The sequence below is a fragment of the Brevundimonas sp. AVps4 genome (assembly GCF_058681525.1).
Genome location: NZ_CM178741.1, coordinates 3,094,596 through 3,110,159, shown reverse-complemented (window position 1 = coordinate 3,110,159; position 15,564 = coordinate 3,094,596). Strand labels below are relative to the sequence as shown.

Here is a 15,564-nt window from a genome sequence, read left to right as displayed (position 1 = left end):
TGTCAGGCGTCAAGGCATATAAACATATGCTTATATGTTCAAGTGATGTCCTGACTCTTGCCCGGCTATATCCGAGAGCCCGGTCTGGTCGAGGCGCGGAAATCCGTTATGACAGACGGGGGAGCGCGTGATGTCCGAAAACCTGTCGCCGAGAGAGAGGGAATGCGTCCAGCTGGCGGGCCAGGGACTGGAGGACAAGGAAATCGCCGCGCATCTGGGGATTTCGCCCCGCACGGTCGGCAACCACCTCCACAGGGCCTACAGCAAGCTGGGGGTTTCGGACCGCAAGCTGGCGGCGCGCCGGCTGAGTAACGGCTACTCAGGGCAGCCGATACTCATTTCTGGCGCGCCGGAAGACGGCTTTGTTGCCCCGGCGTCGGCCGAACAGTCCGGCGATGCGGAAGCCGCCGGGGATGCCGGTTGGTTCCTGCCCGCTCCGCCCCGTGGGGTCGTTGCGCGGCTGGGGATCATCGTCGCGGGTTCCGCCATCGCCCTTCTGCTCGCCATTGGGATCGTGACGGCGGGCATGGTGCTTCCATCCCTGTTCGACCGGATCGCCCCCGAAGCGGTGCGCTGACGGTGTAACAATCGGAGGGATCACATGATGAAACACATGCACATCGGAGTGAGAGTCGCGCGCCAGGTCCAAACGGCGGAACACGCGATCGATAACGCCATGATCGAGGTCTGCAAGCTGATCCAGACCTCGATCGAGGGACGAATGGAGGCGAGGGTGGCCGCCGAGGTCGGCCAGACCGCCTTGGAGAACATCGTCAACGGCCTTCAGGGCCTGACAGCCGTCCGCGCCAGCGTAGCGGTCGGACACGCCGGCCTTTCGGTTGTCGCCGATCAGCAAGGCATCGGATGGCGACTGGATGGGATGGGGGAATCCAAGTCCGATCCCAAGGCGAGCGCAGACGTGCTCCAGTTCGCCGCCTGATCGGCCTATTCGTCATGCCGTCGCCCCTGTGGATCTTCGGCTCGGCCCTCACGGTGGTGGCGATTGGACTGCTGATCTGGAAAGGAAAAAGCGCGGAGCGACAGGCGGCGTTCGGGCTCCTGTTCCTTCAAATCGCGTCCGGTTGGCTCGAGCACCTTGTGATCGGCCAGTTTCGCTGGGCGGTGGCGCTGCTCTCGATCGGATTCTTGGGCCTGCTTGTAAGGCTCAGTCTCCGATACGATCGTTGGTGGCTGCTCTTCGCAGCCGGTTCTCAGCTTCTGGCCCTGGTGACACACATATCGTCCCTGGTGGGGCCGGAAGCGCTGACGTGGTCGATCGTGACTGCTCGCATGGTCGCCTGGGTTCAAATCATGGCCCTGGCGCTGTTCGGCGTGTGGGAGGCGAACGCCGCGCCCTATGCCCGCCGGGCCGCCAGATCGCCGGCCCACCTCCCGTTTTTACGTTAAAAGAGGATCGTTTTCAGTGACCGCTTCGACCGCCCCGGCCTTCATGCCGCTCTTTCGATCTTGGTTCGAAACCGCCCGCGTCGCCGACTCCTTAGGGTCGTCAGGCGTCGCCGCCAGCGACGACAATCTTCTGGCCGAACTGGACTTGGGGCCGATGGTGGAGGCAGAGACCCGTCTCTTGAAACACACGCCGTCCAGCGCGACCGAGGCGGCCTGTCTTTTGGAGATCGTCCGTCAGAACATCGCCGACGCCGGCCGTTCGGACAGTCTGGACGCCCGCGCCTTGGAGGCCGTCCAGATCTGGCTGGCGGATTTCGCCGTCGGCGCGGGGCAGGGGGCGGCGGTCAACCGCCTGCTGCAGCCGCTGCTCTGATCTCAGCCGCGCAGGCCCTTGGCGACGACCAGCAGGGCGTCGCGCTTGTCGCCGTCGCCGATGGCGCGGAACGCCGACAGCAGCTCCGCAACGCCCGGCTGCGCCAGAACCAGATCGTCGCCTTCGGCGGTGTCCAGTTCGCCCAGCAGGGCCGCGCCGGTCGATTTCAGCACGGCGGCGATCTGCAGCAGACGGGCGGCCGAGACGCGGTTCACGCCGCGCTCGTACTTCTGGATCTGCTGGAAGGTCACGCCTGCGCCGGCCGCCAACTGGGCCTGGGTGATGCGGAGTTCTTCGCGGCGGGCGCGGATGCGGGCGCCGATCGCGATGTCAACGGGGTCTACTGCGTCGCTCATAACAACCTTCGGAACGATATTAGAGGCCGTCAGGCCCGAAATCCTCCATGCCGTCAAGCCAAAGCTCTGCATTAGAGGGATGGTACGTACTCAGAATGGGAGTCTAAGGCTACTCAGGGATGAAAGCGGCTCCGCCGATCGCCGCGCGACTCAATGTCCATCGTTGAACAACAGGCCGAAATCACGCGCCTTCCAGCGCCCCGCGTCAAGGTGGGGCGGCCGCTTCTCTGAAGGCGCCCCCCATAACGGCCGCGACCTAATAAAATCCTGCCTAACATCCCTAATTCCGCGCGGCTTTCGCCGAGGCACGATCGTCTCAGGGGCAACTGGGAAAAAGTGGTGCCGCTTAGGTGACTCGTGAGGCGCCCCCTTCCTGATCCCTCGTTTTGAGTGAGAGTCCGTTTCATCAAGGAGACGGACGTGAAGAAGAGCAGGTTCAACGAAGCGCAGATCATAGGCGTGCTGCGCGAGCAGGAGGCCGGAAGCCCGACGGCGGAGGTATGCCGAAGGCACGGGATCAGCGAGCAGACCTTCTATCGGTGGAAGGCGAAGTACAGCGGCATGAGCGTGTCGGACGCCACGAAGCTGAAGGCGCTGGAAGACGAGAACCGGCGGCTGAAGAAGCTGCTGGCGGAGTCGATGCTGGACGTGTCGGCGCTGAAGGATCTTCTGGGAAAAAACTGATCGGGCCTGCAGCGCGCAGAGCGGCCGTGCTTCGTCTGATGGCGGAGCGCGGCTTCTCCCAGAAGCGCGCCTGCGGGCTGGTTCAGATCGATCCGAAGACGGTGCGTCGCGAGCCTGAACAGGGCGATGTGGAGGTGCGCGAGCGCCTGCGCAGCCTGGCGGCTGAGCGCCGCCGGTTCGGCTACCGGCGCTTGGGCATTCTGTTGCAACGGGAGGGCCTCAGCATGAACAAGAAGCGGCTGTTCCGGCTCTATCGGGAGGAAGGCTTGGCGGTGCGACGGCGACGGGGCCGCAAGCGGGCCACCGGAACCCGTGCGCCCATGGCCCTGCCGGACGGCCCAAACCAGCGCTGGTCGCTGGACTTCGTGGCCGACAGTCTGTCGTGGGGCCGACGCTTCCGCATCCTGTGCATCGTGGACGACTTCACGCGCGAGGCCCTGGCTCTGGTGGTCGACACCTCGATCGGCGGCTCACGCATGGCGCGCGAGTTGGACCGGCTGATCGCCCGACGCGGGCGTCCGGCCATGATCGTCAGCGACAACGGGACCGAGATGACCAGCCGGGCCATCCTGGAATGGACCAACCGCACCGGCGTGGCCTGGCATTACATCGCGCCGGGCAAGCCGCAGCAGAATGGCTTCGTCGAAAGCTTCAACGGCAGGCTCCGCGACGAGTGTCTGAACGAGGAGGTCTTCGCCACCCTGGCCGAGGCCCGCGCCGTCATCGAGCGCTGGCGCATCGACTACAACCACGTCAGGCCGCACTCGGCGCACGGGGGACTGACCCCGGAGGCGGTGCGCCTGAACCCCGCGGCCGTTCGGCTGCGCAACTTGATCAGCTCCGCCGCACGGCCGCTCCCGTCGGCGAAGCAGATCGGCTATCAACCCCCTGGACTCTCATAATGATCGAGGGACCAGAGGGGGGCGCCTCAACCTCGCCCAAGCTTATTGGGTGCCAATCAGGGTAATCTCGCCCTAAATCATCCTTGAACCGGACTCGCTGTTCGGAAAGTTCTTGAAGCAACCCCTTCTTGTACGCCTTGAGAGACGCTAAGCCTGCCGCCGTCGGAAAAGTTATTCCTAGCGCATGACAGTCTGCCGAGATTTGATCAATCAATGATGCCCGGCGCGCAGAGAACTCATTCGCGCGCTCCATCACCGTATTCAGACTAGCCGCAGGTTCCTCCCGATATCTGTCAATATATCTAGGTATATTGAGGTTGTAGCGATTAAGCTCAATCTCTTTTAGGGGCACGACTCGACTGAAGCGCGGAATGCTTTCGCGATTACGGTAGGCTTGGACGATTGCATCAACGTTTTCTTTGGAGAGAATATTCTGGTTCTTTCCGCGCTCATATCCATCTCGCGCATCTATAAACAGAATGTCTTGCGGATGCTCTCGACATTTTTTGAAGACTAGAATGCAAGTCGGAATTCCAGTTCCGTAGAAAATATTCTCTGGAAGGCCGATAACGGCGTCAAGGTAATTGCGCTCAACTACGAGAGTCTTTCGTATTTCCCCTTCTGAACCAGAGCGAAATAAGACGCCATGCGGCAGTATCACCGCCATCGTTCCGTTGTCCGCAAGGTGGTGGAGCATGTGGAGGATGAAGGCAAAGTCCGCTTTGGATGCGGGGGGGAGCCGGCCGTACGTGCTGAATCGGTCGTCGGTGGTAAAGTGCGGTTTCGCACTCCAGTTGGCGGAGAAGGGTGGATTGGCGACGACGGCTTCGTACCTGCCATCGTGCTGGGGCCGCTCCAGCGTATCCTCCTGCGCAATATTGAACTTGCGATAGCTCACCCCGTGGAGGATCATGTTCATGCGCGCTAGGTTGAACGTCGTGCGGTTCAGCTCCTGCCCGTAAAATCGGCCGACGTTACGAAGACCCACTTCTCGCGCGACCCGCAACAGCAGCGAACCGGAACCGCATGTCGGATCGTAGACGTTTTGCAGCCGGTCGCGGCCTGTCGTGACGATTCTGGCCAGTACGGTCGAAACCTGTTGTGGTGTATAGAACTCGCCGGCCTTTTTTCCCGCGCCGCTAGCGAACTTGCCGATTAAATACTCGTAGGCGTCGCCCAGCACATCGCTGGTTACATCGCGCAATCGGAAGTCGATGCCGTCCAGTCGGATCATGATTTTCGCGACGAGGTTGTTGCGATCGTTGACTGTGCGGCCCAACTTTGTCGACCCAAGGTCCATATCCTCGAAGAGGTGATTGAAATCCTCTTCGCTCGCCGTACCCATTGTAGATTTCTGGATGTTCTCCAGAATGCGCGTCAGATCGTCCAAGATGAAGTTGTCGCCAGGACGAGCTCCACGCTTCGCGATCGAGGTGAAAAGCTCGGATGGCCTAAGAAAATAGCCCAACTCTTCGACTGCCTCGGCGCGAACGGCCTCCAGTATTTGATCGCCCGCCTCAGTGCCTTCCTGAACGTCCGCAAACGTCACACCATCGGGCTCGAGAACGTCGTTTCCGTAAAGCTCCAAGCGCTCGGACAGGTATTTGAAAAAGATGAAGCCGAGGATGTAATCTCGAAATTCATCAGCATCCATTTTCCCGCGCAGGTCGTTTGCGATGCCCCAAAGCGCCCTCTCGAGTTCCAATTTTTGCGCTTCAGTCATTTCAAAATCACCCCAGGGTTTTCATGTAGACGTCTCCGGATACCGCCGCCAGTGACGGCACGCGCCGGTGTAGAGGCTGATGCCGGAAACTGCACCGAACGGGAAGAGGGCGTGTTGTTGCGTCCCGCTCACGCCAGTTAAGAAGCACCCAGCTTGGACCCACGCAGCTATGAAGGTTTACGGCCTCTGCGCCAATCGCCCGCCGGCTTCCTAGTTAGAGTGGCTCTAGAATGGTGGTGCCGCTTAAGTGACTCGGACACCTGACCCCCGCCTTACGAAGGTGAGCTTTTGTGAGGGCACTCCCCACCGCATACCCACAGAACTCCCAAACGGAAGCGCCTTCCGGCTTATCCCGGCCGGGCGTCAAAGCTAGTGGTGCTCTGGAAAGGTGGTGCCGCTTAGGTGACTCGAACACCTGACCCCCTCATTACGAATGAGGTGCTCTACCGGCTGAGCTAAAGCGGCCCGGTCGCGCGGGCGGAAACGGCCCGTGCGAGACGCGCTCTTTATACGGGCGCGTCGCGCTTGCCAAGCGCCGCTTTCAAGGTCTTCAACAATGTCGTCTCGTTCGGCCGTTCGGACACAGCAGCGGTCAGGCCGAGCGGGGTCAGGGGGGCGGCTGCGGCCGCGGAGATGCAGGCGCAGACCACCCCGGCCAGGCGAGCCGGTGAGGACGCCGCCCAGGCCGCCAGGGCCTGAGCGGCGCGTGGGGAATGGACCAGGACCGCGTCAAAAGCGGGTGGATCGACACGAGCGGCCCAGGCCGTGCGATAGACGGTCAAGGGCTGGACCGCGACGTTGCGGGCCTGCGCCGCGTCGAGCGCGGCGGCTAAATCGCCTGCGGGGGTTTCCGCCAGGGGCGCCAGGAGGACCGCCTGGCTCAGCTCGGCGGCGATCAATCGAGCGAGATCGGTCAGATCGCCGTCGGCGGAGCGAACCGCGACGAATCCGGCCTCACGCGCAGCCCCCGCCGTGGCCTCGCCGACGGCGAAGACGGGTCGGTCACGGCGCGGCGTCAGGGCGGCGAAGGCCGCCACCCCGTTGGCGCTGGTGAAGGCCAGGGCGGCGAAACGATCCAGATCGGGCAGGGGCGGGGTCAGGGGCTCCACCGCCAGCAGCGGCTGGATCAGGGGCTCGCATCCCATGTCGCGCAGGCGGGCGGCGGTGCGCGACGCCCCCGGCTCGGCCCGGGTGATCCAGACGCGAGGCTTGGCCGGGGCCGGGCTGGGGGAGACGGTCATCCGTCCAGGCTCGCCGGATCGACCTCCTGGTCGCCGGCGAAGGCGTGGACCTCGGCCCCCAGCTTTTCGCCCAGGGCGCGCGCGTCGGCCTCGGTCGGCTTGAACAGTTCGCCCGCCCGGCGCCAGCGGGCCGAGCCGTCGGGGCTCAGCATTTCAGTGGTCAGGCGAAGGGTGTCGCCGTCGATCAGGGCGTAGGCGCCCACCGCCGTCCGGCACGACCCCTCCAGCGCCGTCATCGCCCCGCGCTCGGCCGCGACGGCGACGGCGGTCGGGGCGTGGTTCAGGGCGGCGACCCAAGGCGCGTCGATATCCTCGGCGCGGGTCTGAATGGCCAGGGCGCCCTGGCCCGGCGCGGGCAGAAAGGCGTCCAGCGGCAGCTTTTCGCGGATGTGTTCGGTCACCCCCAGCCGGGTCATGCCCGAGACGGCCAGCAGAATGGCGTCGAAATCGCCCTCGGCGGCGCGGCGCAGCCGGGTGTCGATATTGCCCCGCAGCATCTCGACCTTCAGGTCGGGGCGCAGGGCCAGGGCCTGGGCCTGACGGCGCAGGCTGGCGGTGCCCAGACGGGCGCCGAAGGGCAGGGCGTCGAAACTGTCGAAGTCACGGCTGATGAAGGCGTCGCGCGCGTCCTCGCGTTCCGGAATGGCGGCGATGCACAGGCCCTCGGGCTGTTCGGCCGGGACGTCCTTCATCGAATGGATGGCGATGTCGATGCGGCCGTCCAGAAGGGCCTCCTCGATCTCCTTGGTGAACAGGGCCTTGCCGCCCAGCTCCATCAGCCGGCGGTCCTGGATCCGGTCGCCGGTGGTGACGATTTCGACCAGGGGCACGGCCGTTTCGATCTCGGCCTCGGCTATGCCCAGTGCCCGGCCGATGGCGCGCTGCATCATGCCCGACTGGGCGAGGGCCAGTTTGGAGCGCCGGGTGCCGATGCGGAGGGGAAGGGTCATGAGCGTTGCTTACCGGACGCCGGATCGCTACCTCGATCCGATGGAGAGTTCCGCCGACTATAGCAGCGGCGCCGCAGCGGCAACTGGACGGGATGTCCCCCCTCGTTCCGGTAAAGCCCTGACGGTGCTGGGTCTGGAGACCAGCTGCGACGAAACCGCCGCCTCGGTGGTGCGCCTGCACCCATCGGAGCAGGGCGGCCGGGCCGAGGTCCTGTCCTCGGTCGTTCACAGCCAGATCGACGATCACGCGGCCTATGGCGGCGTCGTCCCCGAAATCGCCGCACGCAGCCATGTGGAGATGATCGCCGAGGTCACGCGTCGCGCCATGGCCGACTCCGGCCTGGGCTATGACGGTCTGGACGGCATCGCCGCGACCGCCGGACCGGGCCTGGTCGGCGGGGTCATGGTGGGCCTCAGCTTCGGCAAGGCGGCGGCCCTGGCCCGCGGCCTGCCCCTGGTGGCGGTCAACCATCTCGAAGGCCACGCGGTTTCGGCCCGTCTGGGGCAGGAGGTCGCCTATCCTTTCCTGCTGCTGTTGGTCTCCGGCGGTCATTGCCAGATACTGGAGGTGCGCGGCGTCGGCGACATGAGCCGGATCGGCGCCACCATAGACGACGCGGCGGGCGAAGCCTTCGACAAGATCGCCAAGGCCCTGGGCCTGGGCTATCCGGGCGGGCCGGCGCTGGAGCGGCTGGCGGCCCAAGGCGACGGATCGAAGATCGACCTACCGCGCGCCCTGCTGGGCCGCAAGGACTGCGACTTCTCCTTCTCGGGTCTGAAGACGGCCGCCTTCCGCATCGCCCAGACCTGCGAAACCGACCAGGACAAGGCCGATCTGGCCGACGCGGTCCAGACCGCCATCGCCCGGCAGCTGGCCGACCGGTCCGAACGGGCTCTGGCCGCCTATGCCGAGACCCACGATCATCGCCTCTTTGTCGTCGCGGGCGGCGTGGCCGCCAACAAGACCATTCGCGCCACCTTGCAGGCGACGGCGGCGAAACACGGTTTCGACTTCCTGGCGCCGCCTCTGGCCTATTGCACCGACAATGCGGCCATGATCGCCCTGGCGGGGGCCGAACGGCTGGCGCTCGGGCTGACCAGCGACATCGACGTGGTCGCCCGGCCGCGATGGCCGCTGGACGAAGCGCGCGCCCTGGCCGATCCTTCGCACAAGCCCGGCCGCAAGGGCGCAAAGGCATGACTGAAGAGACCGCCTCGGGAGGGCGCATGGAATTCCGCACCGCAGGGGTCATCGGCGCCGGCGCCTGGGGCACGGCCCTGGCCCAGGTCTGTATTCGCGCCGGACTGGAGACGACGCTTCAGGCGCGTGAGCCCCAGCTGGTCGAGACCTTGAGAACCACGCGCGCCAACGACCTGTATCTGCCGGGCGTGCCCTTGGCCCAGGGGCTCCAATTCACCGCTGATCTGGCCGACTTGGGCGGCTGCGACCTGATCCTGGCTGTGCCGCCGGCCCAGCATATGCGCGCGACCCTGACCGCTTTTGCGCCCTATCACCGCGCCGGCGTGCCTGTGGTGCTCTGCTCCAAGGGAGTCGAGCGGGGCACGATGAAGCTGATGACCGAGGTTCTGGCCGAGACCCTGCCGGACGCCCCGGCCGCCGTCCTGTCCGGCCCCAGTTTCGCGGGCGAGGTGGCGCGCGGCCTGCCCACCGCCGTCACCTTGGCCTGCGCCGATCCCGTCCTGGGCCAAGCCCTGCTGAACACCCTGTCGGCGCCGGGCTTCAGGCCCTATCTGGCCACCGACCTGATCGGGGCCGAGGCGGGCGGGGCGTTGAAGAACGTCCTCGCCATCGCCTGCGGCGTCTCCGAAGGGCGTCAGCTGGGACGCAGCGCCCACGCCGCCCTGATCACGCGCGGCTTTGCGGAAATGACCCGGCTCGCCGTCGCCATGGGCGGCCAGGCCGAGACGGTGGCGGGCCTGTGCGGCCTGGGCGATCTGGTCCTGACCTGCTCCAGCCCTCAGTCGCGCAATATGAGCCTGGGCCTGGCCCTGGGACAGGGCCAGACGGTGGAACAGGCCCTGGCGGGCAAGCGGTCGGTGGCGGAAGGCTATGAGAGCGCCCCGGCCGTGCGCGCCCTGGCCGCCCGCTTGGGGGTGGAGACGCCGATCGCCGAGGGCATCGCGGCCCTCTTGGCCGGCGAGATCACCGTGGACGGCCTGATCGACGGCCTGTTGGCGCGCCCGCTGAAGGCCGAGCGTGTCTGAAGGCGAGACCGAACGCAAACGGGTCTGGAAGACGCCGCCCGGCGTCGCCCTGTGCGCCGAGGCCGACATCGCCGATCCCGGGGCGCGCGGCTTCGTGCTTCAGATCGGGGAGGCCTTCTTCCACGGCTTCGTGGTGCGAAAGGACGGGGTCGTCGCAGGCTGGGTCGACCGCTGTCCCCACGCAGGTTTTCCCATCGCGGTCGAACTGGACCGCTATCTGACGCCTGATGGAAACCTGATCCTGTGCGGCTGGCACGGGGCGGTGTTCGAGCCCCTGACCGGCGAATGCCGCGGCGGCCCCTGCGCCGGCGGGCGGCTGACGCCCTGGCCGGTGGCGGCGAGCGGCGGGATCATCCGCACGGCGTGAGCCGCCGTCGTCTCCTCCCACCTGTGGGCAGGGAGGTGGGAGCAGTTGTCAGTCGAGCGGCTGGGGCCGGGTGACGATCGGGGCTTCGGGGTCGGTCTGGGTGGGGCGCGCGGCGGTGGGCGCAGGCGTCACCACCACCACCGGCGGCGTCTGGGCCGTCGTGGGGGCGTTTGAGGCGGGAGGCGTCGAAACAGTCGGCGCGGGCGTCGCCGTGGACGCCGGGCGGTCCGCTGCGGCGGCTTCGTTCGTCCTCTGGGGCGTCGTCTGGGGCGTCGTCTGGGCGGTCGCCGGCCGGGTGGCGGCGGGGGCGGTTTGAGCCGGGGCCCGATCCACGGCGGTCGTCGTCGCGGGTTGCGCCGCAGCGGGCGTCGACGCGGCCTCGACCGGCGCGGCGGGCTGGGCGGGCTGGGCGGGCTGGGGCGTAGGTGAAGCGGGCGTGAGCGCGACGGCGGGCGCCGCCGTCTCAACTGACGGCGCCGCAGCGGTCGGGACGACGGCCCCCGGACGAAGGGCGAACCAGAGACCGACGCCCAGCACCAGGACGGCGGCGGCGCCGACGCCGACATAGAGGGGCAGGCGCGATGGGCGACGCTCGCTCCGGCGGGGCGTGCGCATCGGCGAGGGTACGGACGCTGCCGACGGCGGGGGCGCCAGAGCGGCGATCGGCGTCTCCGGCGCTTCGGTGGATGCGGCGTCGATCGGGGGTTCAGCCGTCGGCGCCGCGACCTCGGGTCCGGGTTCCGGCGCGGGCAGGGGACGCACCGTCGTGTCCGCGACGGCCGATTGAGGACCGGCCGCCGGATCGGGGTTCGAAACGGATGTCGGCGCTGTCGGCGTCGCTGCGGCGGGGCGCGCCTGGGGGATCAGAGAGCCGGTCAATATGGCGCCGCTCGGACGCGGGGCGGCGCGCCGGGGCTGGAGCCCGCCTTCCAGCACGCCGCGCGCCGATCCTTGTGTCGGAGCTTGCGTCTGGTTCTGTCCTTGGCCGAGGGGCGTCTTCAGCGGCGGCCGGTTCGGAATCCGGTCCAGCGGATTGGGTGCGACCGGCACCGGGCCGACGTGAAAGGTGGTCGCCGGCATCCGGCCCCAGGTGATGACCTTACGCTGAAACGGCTCGGGCGACCCTTCCGGCAGGCGGTTCGCGGCGGTCGGCTGGGGCTTGGATTCGTCGGACATGTTGCTCTAATCGCTGGCGATCTGGCCGGTTTCGTGACGCCTGGACTTGGAAGTCTAGGCCTTCAGCCGATAGCCGGTCTTGAACATCCACATGACCACCCCCAGGCACAGGGCGAAGAAGCCCAGGGTGGCGGCCACGCTGATCCCGATCGCCACGTCGCCGGCGCCGTAGAAGGTCCAGCGGAAGCCCGAGATCAGATAGACCACCGGATTGAACAGGGCCACGGTCCGCCAGCCCTCGGGCAGCATGTCGATCGAATAGAAGGAGCCGCCCAGGAAGGTCAGGGGCGTGACGATCAGCATGGGGATGAAGTTCAGCTGTTCGAAACTACCGGCCCAGATGCCGATGATGAAGCCGAACAGGCTGAAGGTCACCGAAATCAGCACCAGCATGGCCAGCATCATCACCGGATGCAGCACCTGAAGCGGCACGAACAGGGCCGCCGTCGCCAGGATGATCAGCCCCAGCACCGCCGACTTGGTCGCCGCCGCCCCGACATAGGCGATCACCACCTCCAGCGACGACACGGGCGCCGACAGGATCTCATAGATGGTCCCCGTGAACTTGGGGAAATAGATGCCGAAGGAGGCGTTGAAGATCGACTGGGTGAACAGGCTCAGCATGATCAGCCCGGGCACGATGAAGGCGCCGTAGGCCACCCCGTCCACCGCCTCCATCCGCTCGCCGATGGCGCTGCCGAAGACGACGAAATAGAGGGCGGTGGTGATCACCGGCGTGACCACGCTCTGCCACAGGGTGCGCAGCGCCCGGGCCATTTCGAACCGATAGATGGCCCAGACGCCGTATCCGTTGAAGGTCATCAGGCAGCCTCTCCGTCGCGGTGGACCAGGCTGACGAAGATGTCTTCCAGCGAGCTCTGGCGGGTGTTCAGATCCTTGAAGCCGATCTCCAGCCGGTCCAGCCGGCGGATCAGGGCGGGCACGCCGGTGTCTTCGGCGTTGGCGTCGAAACTGTATTCCAGCTCGCCCCCGTCCGGGCTCAGCCTCAGGTCCCAGTCCGACAGGTCGGCGGGCAGGGCGGTCAGGGGCTCGACCAGGTTCAGGGTCAGGGTCTTCTTGCCCAGCTTCTTCATCAGGGCGGTCTTCTCCTCGACCAGGATCAGCTCGCCCTTCAGGATCACCCCCCACCCGGTCGGCCATCTCCTCGGCCTCTTCGATATAGTGGGTGGTCAGGATGATGGTGACGCCGCGCTCACGCAGTTTGCGCACCATGGCCCACATGTCGCGACGCAGTTCCACGTCCACCCCGGCGGTCGGTTCGTCCAGGAACAGGATGTCCGGCTCGTGGCTCAGGGCCTTGGCGATCATCACCCGCCGCTTCATCCCGCCCGACAGGGTCATGATCTTGGCGTCGCGCTTGTCCCACAGCGACAGGTCCTTCAGGATCTGTTCGACCAGGGCGGGGTTCCCCGGCCTGCCGAACAGGCCCCGGCTGAAGGTGACGGTGGCCAGCACCGTCTCGAAGGCGTCGGTGGTCAGCTCCTGCGGCACCAGGCCGATCTTCATCCGAGCGGCGCGGAAATCCTTGCGGATGTCGTGACCGTCGGCCACCACAGTCCCCGTGGTGGCGTTGACGATGCCGCAGATGATCGAGATCAGGGTGGTCTTGCCGGCCCCGTTCGGCCCCAATAGGGCGAAGATCTCGCCCCTGTCTATGGTCAGATCGACCCGCTTCAGGGCCTGAAGACCCGACGGATAGGTCTTGGTCAGACCTTGGATCTCGATAACCGGCATGGGCGCTCCCGTTCCTGCGGCGAATGGCGCCTGGCGTGGTGGTGGCGGGAATATGGCGCGCCGCGCGACCGGCTCAAGGGGCGCCAAGCCGTTGTTAATCACATTGGTGCAGGGTCGGGCCTCAAATCGTACCCAGGGAACCGTCTTGACTGCCCTGTCCGCCGCCCATCGCGCCGCCCTGGAGGCGGTCGTCCAGGCCTGCCCCGACGACGGTATGGCGCAGCTGGAGGCGGCTGTCGGCGGACTGCCGGGCGACAAGGCGGGCGAGCTGGCGATCCTGATTCAGGCGGAAATCCGCGATCGCGCCCGCCGGGATCAGGCGTTCGCGCCCCTGATCCCCCTGTTCCGGCCGCGCGCCGACCAGGTGGCGGCCCTGACCTTTCCCCGGCCGGTTCTGGCCCGTCTCTGGCGCGAGGCCAAGGTCGGCGACGAGCCCTATCTCAGCCTGCTGGACGGGGCGGGTCCGTCGCACGGCGACTGGACCCTGGTCGCCGATCGGCTGTGCGCCCGGGCGGCGGCTGTGCTGCGGGATCGGCCCGGCGACGTTTGGGCCGATCCGTCTCCGCCGGCGCGGGTTTCGAACCTGTCGCCGGCCGCCGCCCCCGCTCCGACCCCGGCGGAGCTCGCCGGCTGTTTCGACCTGGCCCCCTTGGCGCGAACCGCTACGCCGCGTTTGCCTGCCTGGCTCGACCGTCCCGACGACGAACAGGCGGCGGGACTGCGCCTGTTGATCCAGGACTGTCTTGCCGTCTCGCCCGAAGGCGGGCGCCGGATGGTCGACATCCTCTTCGCCCATGTCGCCGACGCCGAACGGATGCTGCGTGTCGTGACCCGCACCAATCGCCTCGCCGATAAGGAGGCGATGCTGAGCCATTCCGACATGGGCGTCTTTGTCGAACGTCTGCTGGCCTCGGTCACAACGCGCGTCGCACGGATCGCCGCCGCCCGGCCCAGCCCGGATGAGGCCGCCATGGCCGAGGTGGTTCAGGAGGTCGCCTGGTGCGCCGGGGTGCTGGGCGAGATCGACCTGTGTCTGCAAATGCGGCCGGACTCGCCCTGGGGCCGGGCCGCCCGGATGGCGCGGATCCAGGTGGCGGGTCAGATGTCCGGCCTGATGAAGTCCGCCTCGGCCGCCGTCCATGCGGCCCTGCCGATGAAGCGGCAGAGGCTGAGCGGCCGGATGACGCGACTCTCGCCCTGGCTGGACGCGCCCGCGACGGGCGAGGCGGTCGAGGCGGCCGCCGGCCTGCTGAACGCCGTCGGGGGGCTGAGAGGCGCCGCCGTCGTCTTCGGCTGCGAGGCGGATCGGATGGCCTTGAAGACCGAGCTGACCGACTATCTGTCCATCTGGGCCAATGAGGCCCTGGATCATCTGGCGGACGGCCAGGTCGCCCAGCCGGAGGGACCCTTGCGTCTGGTCGGCGTCGCGGCGCGGTTCCTGACCTTGATCGACGCGCTGGAGGCCGCGCGGGCGGTGCGACGTCGCGCCGCCGCCGCCGAGGCGCTTCTGGCGACCCAAGGGGCCTCGCCCGCCGCCGCCTGATGCGATAGACGGCGGGGATGATCGCCTTCTGGATAATGACCGGTCTCGCGGCGGCCGGCGCCGCCCTTCTGGTGCTGACCGGCGCGCGTTCCGGCGCCGACCCGACTCCGGCGACGCAGGCCGAGATCGGGGCGCGCGAACTGGCCGAACTGGACCGTCTGAAGGCGCGGGGGCTGCTGGACGAGGCCGCCCATGCGGCGGCGCGCGCCGAAGCGGCCCGGCGTCTGCTGGCCGGGCAGTCAGGGACGACGCCGGCGCCCCAGACGGGCCGTCGCGACCGGCTGTGGGTTCTGAGCGGGATCGCCGCCGCGACGGCCGCCGCCCTGGGGCTTTACATCCTGACCGGATCGCCGGGCCTGCCGGACCAAGCCTATCAGCGGCGGGTGGATGACTGGTCCACCCGGCTGGAGACGCTGCAGCCGGCCCAACTGGCGGCTGTGGCGGCGCGCGCGGCCCAGGATCGACCGAACGACCCCCAGGCCCTGGCCATGCTGGGCGCGGCCCGTTTCGCCGCCGACGACCCCTTGGGCGCCGCCTCGGCCTTTCGTCGGCTGATCGAGCGGGAGCCCGAGAACGCCCAGGCCTGGGCGCGGCTGGGCGAAAGCCTGGTGCGGGCCAATGACGACCAGATCGGCGCCGACGCCGAGGCCGCCTTCCGCCAGGCGGTGAAACACGATCCCGATCAGCTGGGCGCCCGCTTCTTCCTGGGCGAGGCGGCCCTGCGTCGGGGGGATGCGGCCACGACACGGGCCATGTGGACGCCGTTGATCGCCGCCCTCGATCCGGCCGATCCGCGTCGCAAGGATCTGGAACGCCGCCTGCCGAGGGCGGAATGAGCCGTTGGCGCGGGGCGCCGGCCTC

The 15,564-nt window shown here is 67.4% G+C and carries 16 protein-coding genes, 1 tRNA gene and 1 pseudogene; 10 read left to right on the top strand and 8 right to left on the bottom strand.

Annotated elements, in window-relative coordinates:
• The first annotated feature begins 130 nt into the window (after positions 1–130).
• Genes ACW178_RS15470 through ACW178_RS15455 form a run of 4 tightly spaced genes read left to right on the top strand, consistent with a single transcriptional unit; the run spans position 131 to position 1,780 of the window.
• Positions 131–577, top strand: coding sequence for a helix-turn-helix domain-containing protein (locus tag ACW178_RS15470; RefSeq protein WP_054766706.1), 447 nt, complete (start codon positions 131–133; stop codon positions 575–577).
• 24 nt (positions 578–601) lie between these two features.
• Complete coding sequence (locus ACW178_RS15465; RefSeq protein WP_224761066.1) at positions 602–940, top strand: hypothetical protein; 339 nt, start codon at positions 602–604, stop codon at positions 938–940.
• A 14-nt stretch (positions 941–954) separates the two neighbouring features.
• On the top strand, positions 955–1,407 hold the full coding sequence (locus ACW178_RS15460) for a hypothetical protein (RefSeq protein WP_492024741.1): 453 nt from the start codon (positions 955–957) through the stop codon (positions 1,405–1,407).
• A 16-nt stretch (positions 1,408–1,423) separates the two neighbouring features.
• Complete coding sequence (locus ACW178_RS15455; RefSeq protein WP_224761065.1) at positions 1,424–1,780, top strand: hypothetical protein; 357 nt, start codon at positions 1,424–1,426, stop codon at positions 1,778–1,780.
• A gap of 2 nt (positions 1,781–1,782) precedes the next feature.
• Here the strand turns inward: ACW178_RS15455 and ACW178_RS15450 are convergent, their stop codons facing one another.
• Positions 1,783–2,136: a helix-turn-helix domain-containing protein gene (locus ACW178_RS15450; RefSeq protein ID WP_152950994.1), complete on the bottom strand. Its 354-nt coding sequence runs from the start codon at positions 2,134–2,136 to the stop codon at positions 1,783–1,785.
• 420 nt (positions 2,137–2,556) lie between these two features.
• Here ACW178_RS15450 and ACW178_RS15445 point away from each other — a divergent pair.
• Positions 2,557–3,722, top strand: a protein-coding gene (locus ACW178_RS15445; protein WP_191559183.1) for an IS3 family transposase whose coding sequence is annotated in 2 segments (ribosomal slippage) — positions 2,557–2,815 and positions 2,815–3,722 — 1,167 coding nt in all. Because the reading frame shifts where the segments join, the coding sequence is not laid out codon by codon here.
• On the opposite strand, the gene ACW178_RS15440 is transcribed toward ACW178_RS15445, so the two are convergent.
• The 4 genes from ACW178_RS15440 to hemC all read right to left on the bottom strand — a co-directional run bounded on the left by ACW178_RS15440 (position 3,655) and on the right by hemC (position 7,636).
• Entirely contained in the window at positions 3,655–5,445 is a 1,791-nt protein-coding gene (locus ACW178_RS15440; RefSeq protein WP_492024740.1) for a type I restriction-modification system subunit M, read from the bottom strand. The two genes, ACW178_RS15445 and ACW178_RS15440, sit on opposite strands and share 68 nt — an antisense overlap.
• A 389-nt stretch (positions 5,446–5,834) precedes the next feature.
• Positions 5,835–5,910: transfer RNA gene (locus ACW178_RS15435), tRNA-Thr, on the bottom strand.
• Positions 5,911–5,951: 41 nt separating this feature from the next.
• A complete protein-coding gene (locus tag ACW178_RS15430) occupies positions 5,952–6,686 on the bottom strand; it encodes a uroporphyrinogen-III synthase (RefSeq protein WP_287103474.1) in 735 nt (244 codons plus the stop codon).
• Positions 6,683–7,636 carry a hydroxymethylbilane synthase gene (gene hemC / locus ACW178_RS15425; protein ID WP_287103473.1) on the bottom strand — a complete coding sequence of 318 codons (954 nt, stop codon included), beginning with the start codon at positions 7,634–7,636 and terminating at the stop codon, positions 6,683–6,685. The genes ACW178_RS15430 and hemC overlap by 4 nt, the downstream gene beginning before the upstream one ends.
• Here hemC and tsaD point away from each other — a divergent pair.
• Genes tsaD through ACW178_RS15410 form a run of 3 tightly spaced genes read left to right on the top strand, consistent with a single transcriptional unit; the run spans position 7,635 to position 10,229 of the window.
• Positions 7,635–8,837, top strand: a complete 1,203-nt coding sequence (gene tsaD, locus ACW178_RS15420; protein WP_224761064.1) for a tRNA (adenosine(37)-N6)-threonylcarbamoyltransferase complex transferase subunit TsaD — start codon at positions 7,635–7,637, stop codon at positions 8,835–8,837. The two genes, hemC and tsaD, sit on opposite strands and share 2 nt — an antisense overlap.
• A 26-nt stretch (positions 8,838–8,863) precedes the next feature.
• Positions 8,864–9,862 (top strand): NAD(P)H-dependent glycerol-3-phosphate dehydrogenase, encoded by a 999-nt coding sequence (locus ACW178_RS15415; protein WP_287103482.1) that lies wholly within the window; start codon positions 8,864–8,866, stop codon positions 9,860–9,862.
• Positions 9,855–10,229, top strand: coding sequence for a Rieske (2Fe-2S) protein (locus tag ACW178_RS15410; RefSeq protein WP_183215119.1), 375 nt, complete (start codon positions 9,855–9,857; stop codon positions 10,227–10,229). The genes ACW178_RS15415 and ACW178_RS15410 overlap by 8 nt, the downstream gene beginning before the upstream one ends.
• Positions 10,230–10,277: 48 nt before the next feature.
• Here ACW178_RS15410 and ACW178_RS15405 read toward each other — a convergent pair whose 3' ends face one another.
• The 3 genes and pseudogenes from ACW178_RS15405 to ACW178_RS15395 form a co-directional block, all read right to left on the bottom strand.
• Positions 10,278–11,405 (bottom strand): hypothetical protein, encoded by a 1,128-nt coding sequence (locus tag ACW178_RS15405; protein WP_492024739.1) that lies wholly within the window; start codon positions 11,403–11,405, stop codon positions 10,278–10,280.
• Between the two features lie 54 nt (positions 11,406–11,459).
• Positions 11,460–12,227, bottom strand: a complete 768-nt coding sequence (locus tag ACW178_RS15400; protein ID WP_287106019.1) for an ABC transporter permease — start codon at positions 12,225–12,227, stop codon at positions 11,460–11,462.
• Positions 12,227–13,160, bottom strand: a pseudogene (locus ACW178_RS15395) (ABC transporter ATP-binding protein). Before ACW178_RS15395 ends, ACW178_RS15400 begins: the two are co-directional and overlap by 1 nt.
• Positions 13,161–13,305: 145 nt before the next feature.
• On the opposite strand from ACW178_RS15395, the gene ACW178_RS15390 reads away from it, so the two are divergent.
• Entirely contained in the window at positions 13,306–14,703 is a 1,398-nt protein-coding gene (locus ACW178_RS15390) for a hypothetical protein (protein ID WP_287106017.1), read from the top strand.
• A 17-nt stretch (positions 14,704–14,720) separates the two neighbouring features.
• Positions 14,721–15,539: a c-type cytochrome biogenesis protein CcmI gene (ccmI, locus tag ACW178_RS15385; RefSeq protein WP_287106016.1), complete on the top strand. Its 819-nt coding sequence runs from the start codon at positions 14,721–14,723 to the stop codon at positions 15,537–15,539.
• Positions 15,540–15,564 lie beyond the last annotated feature (25 nt).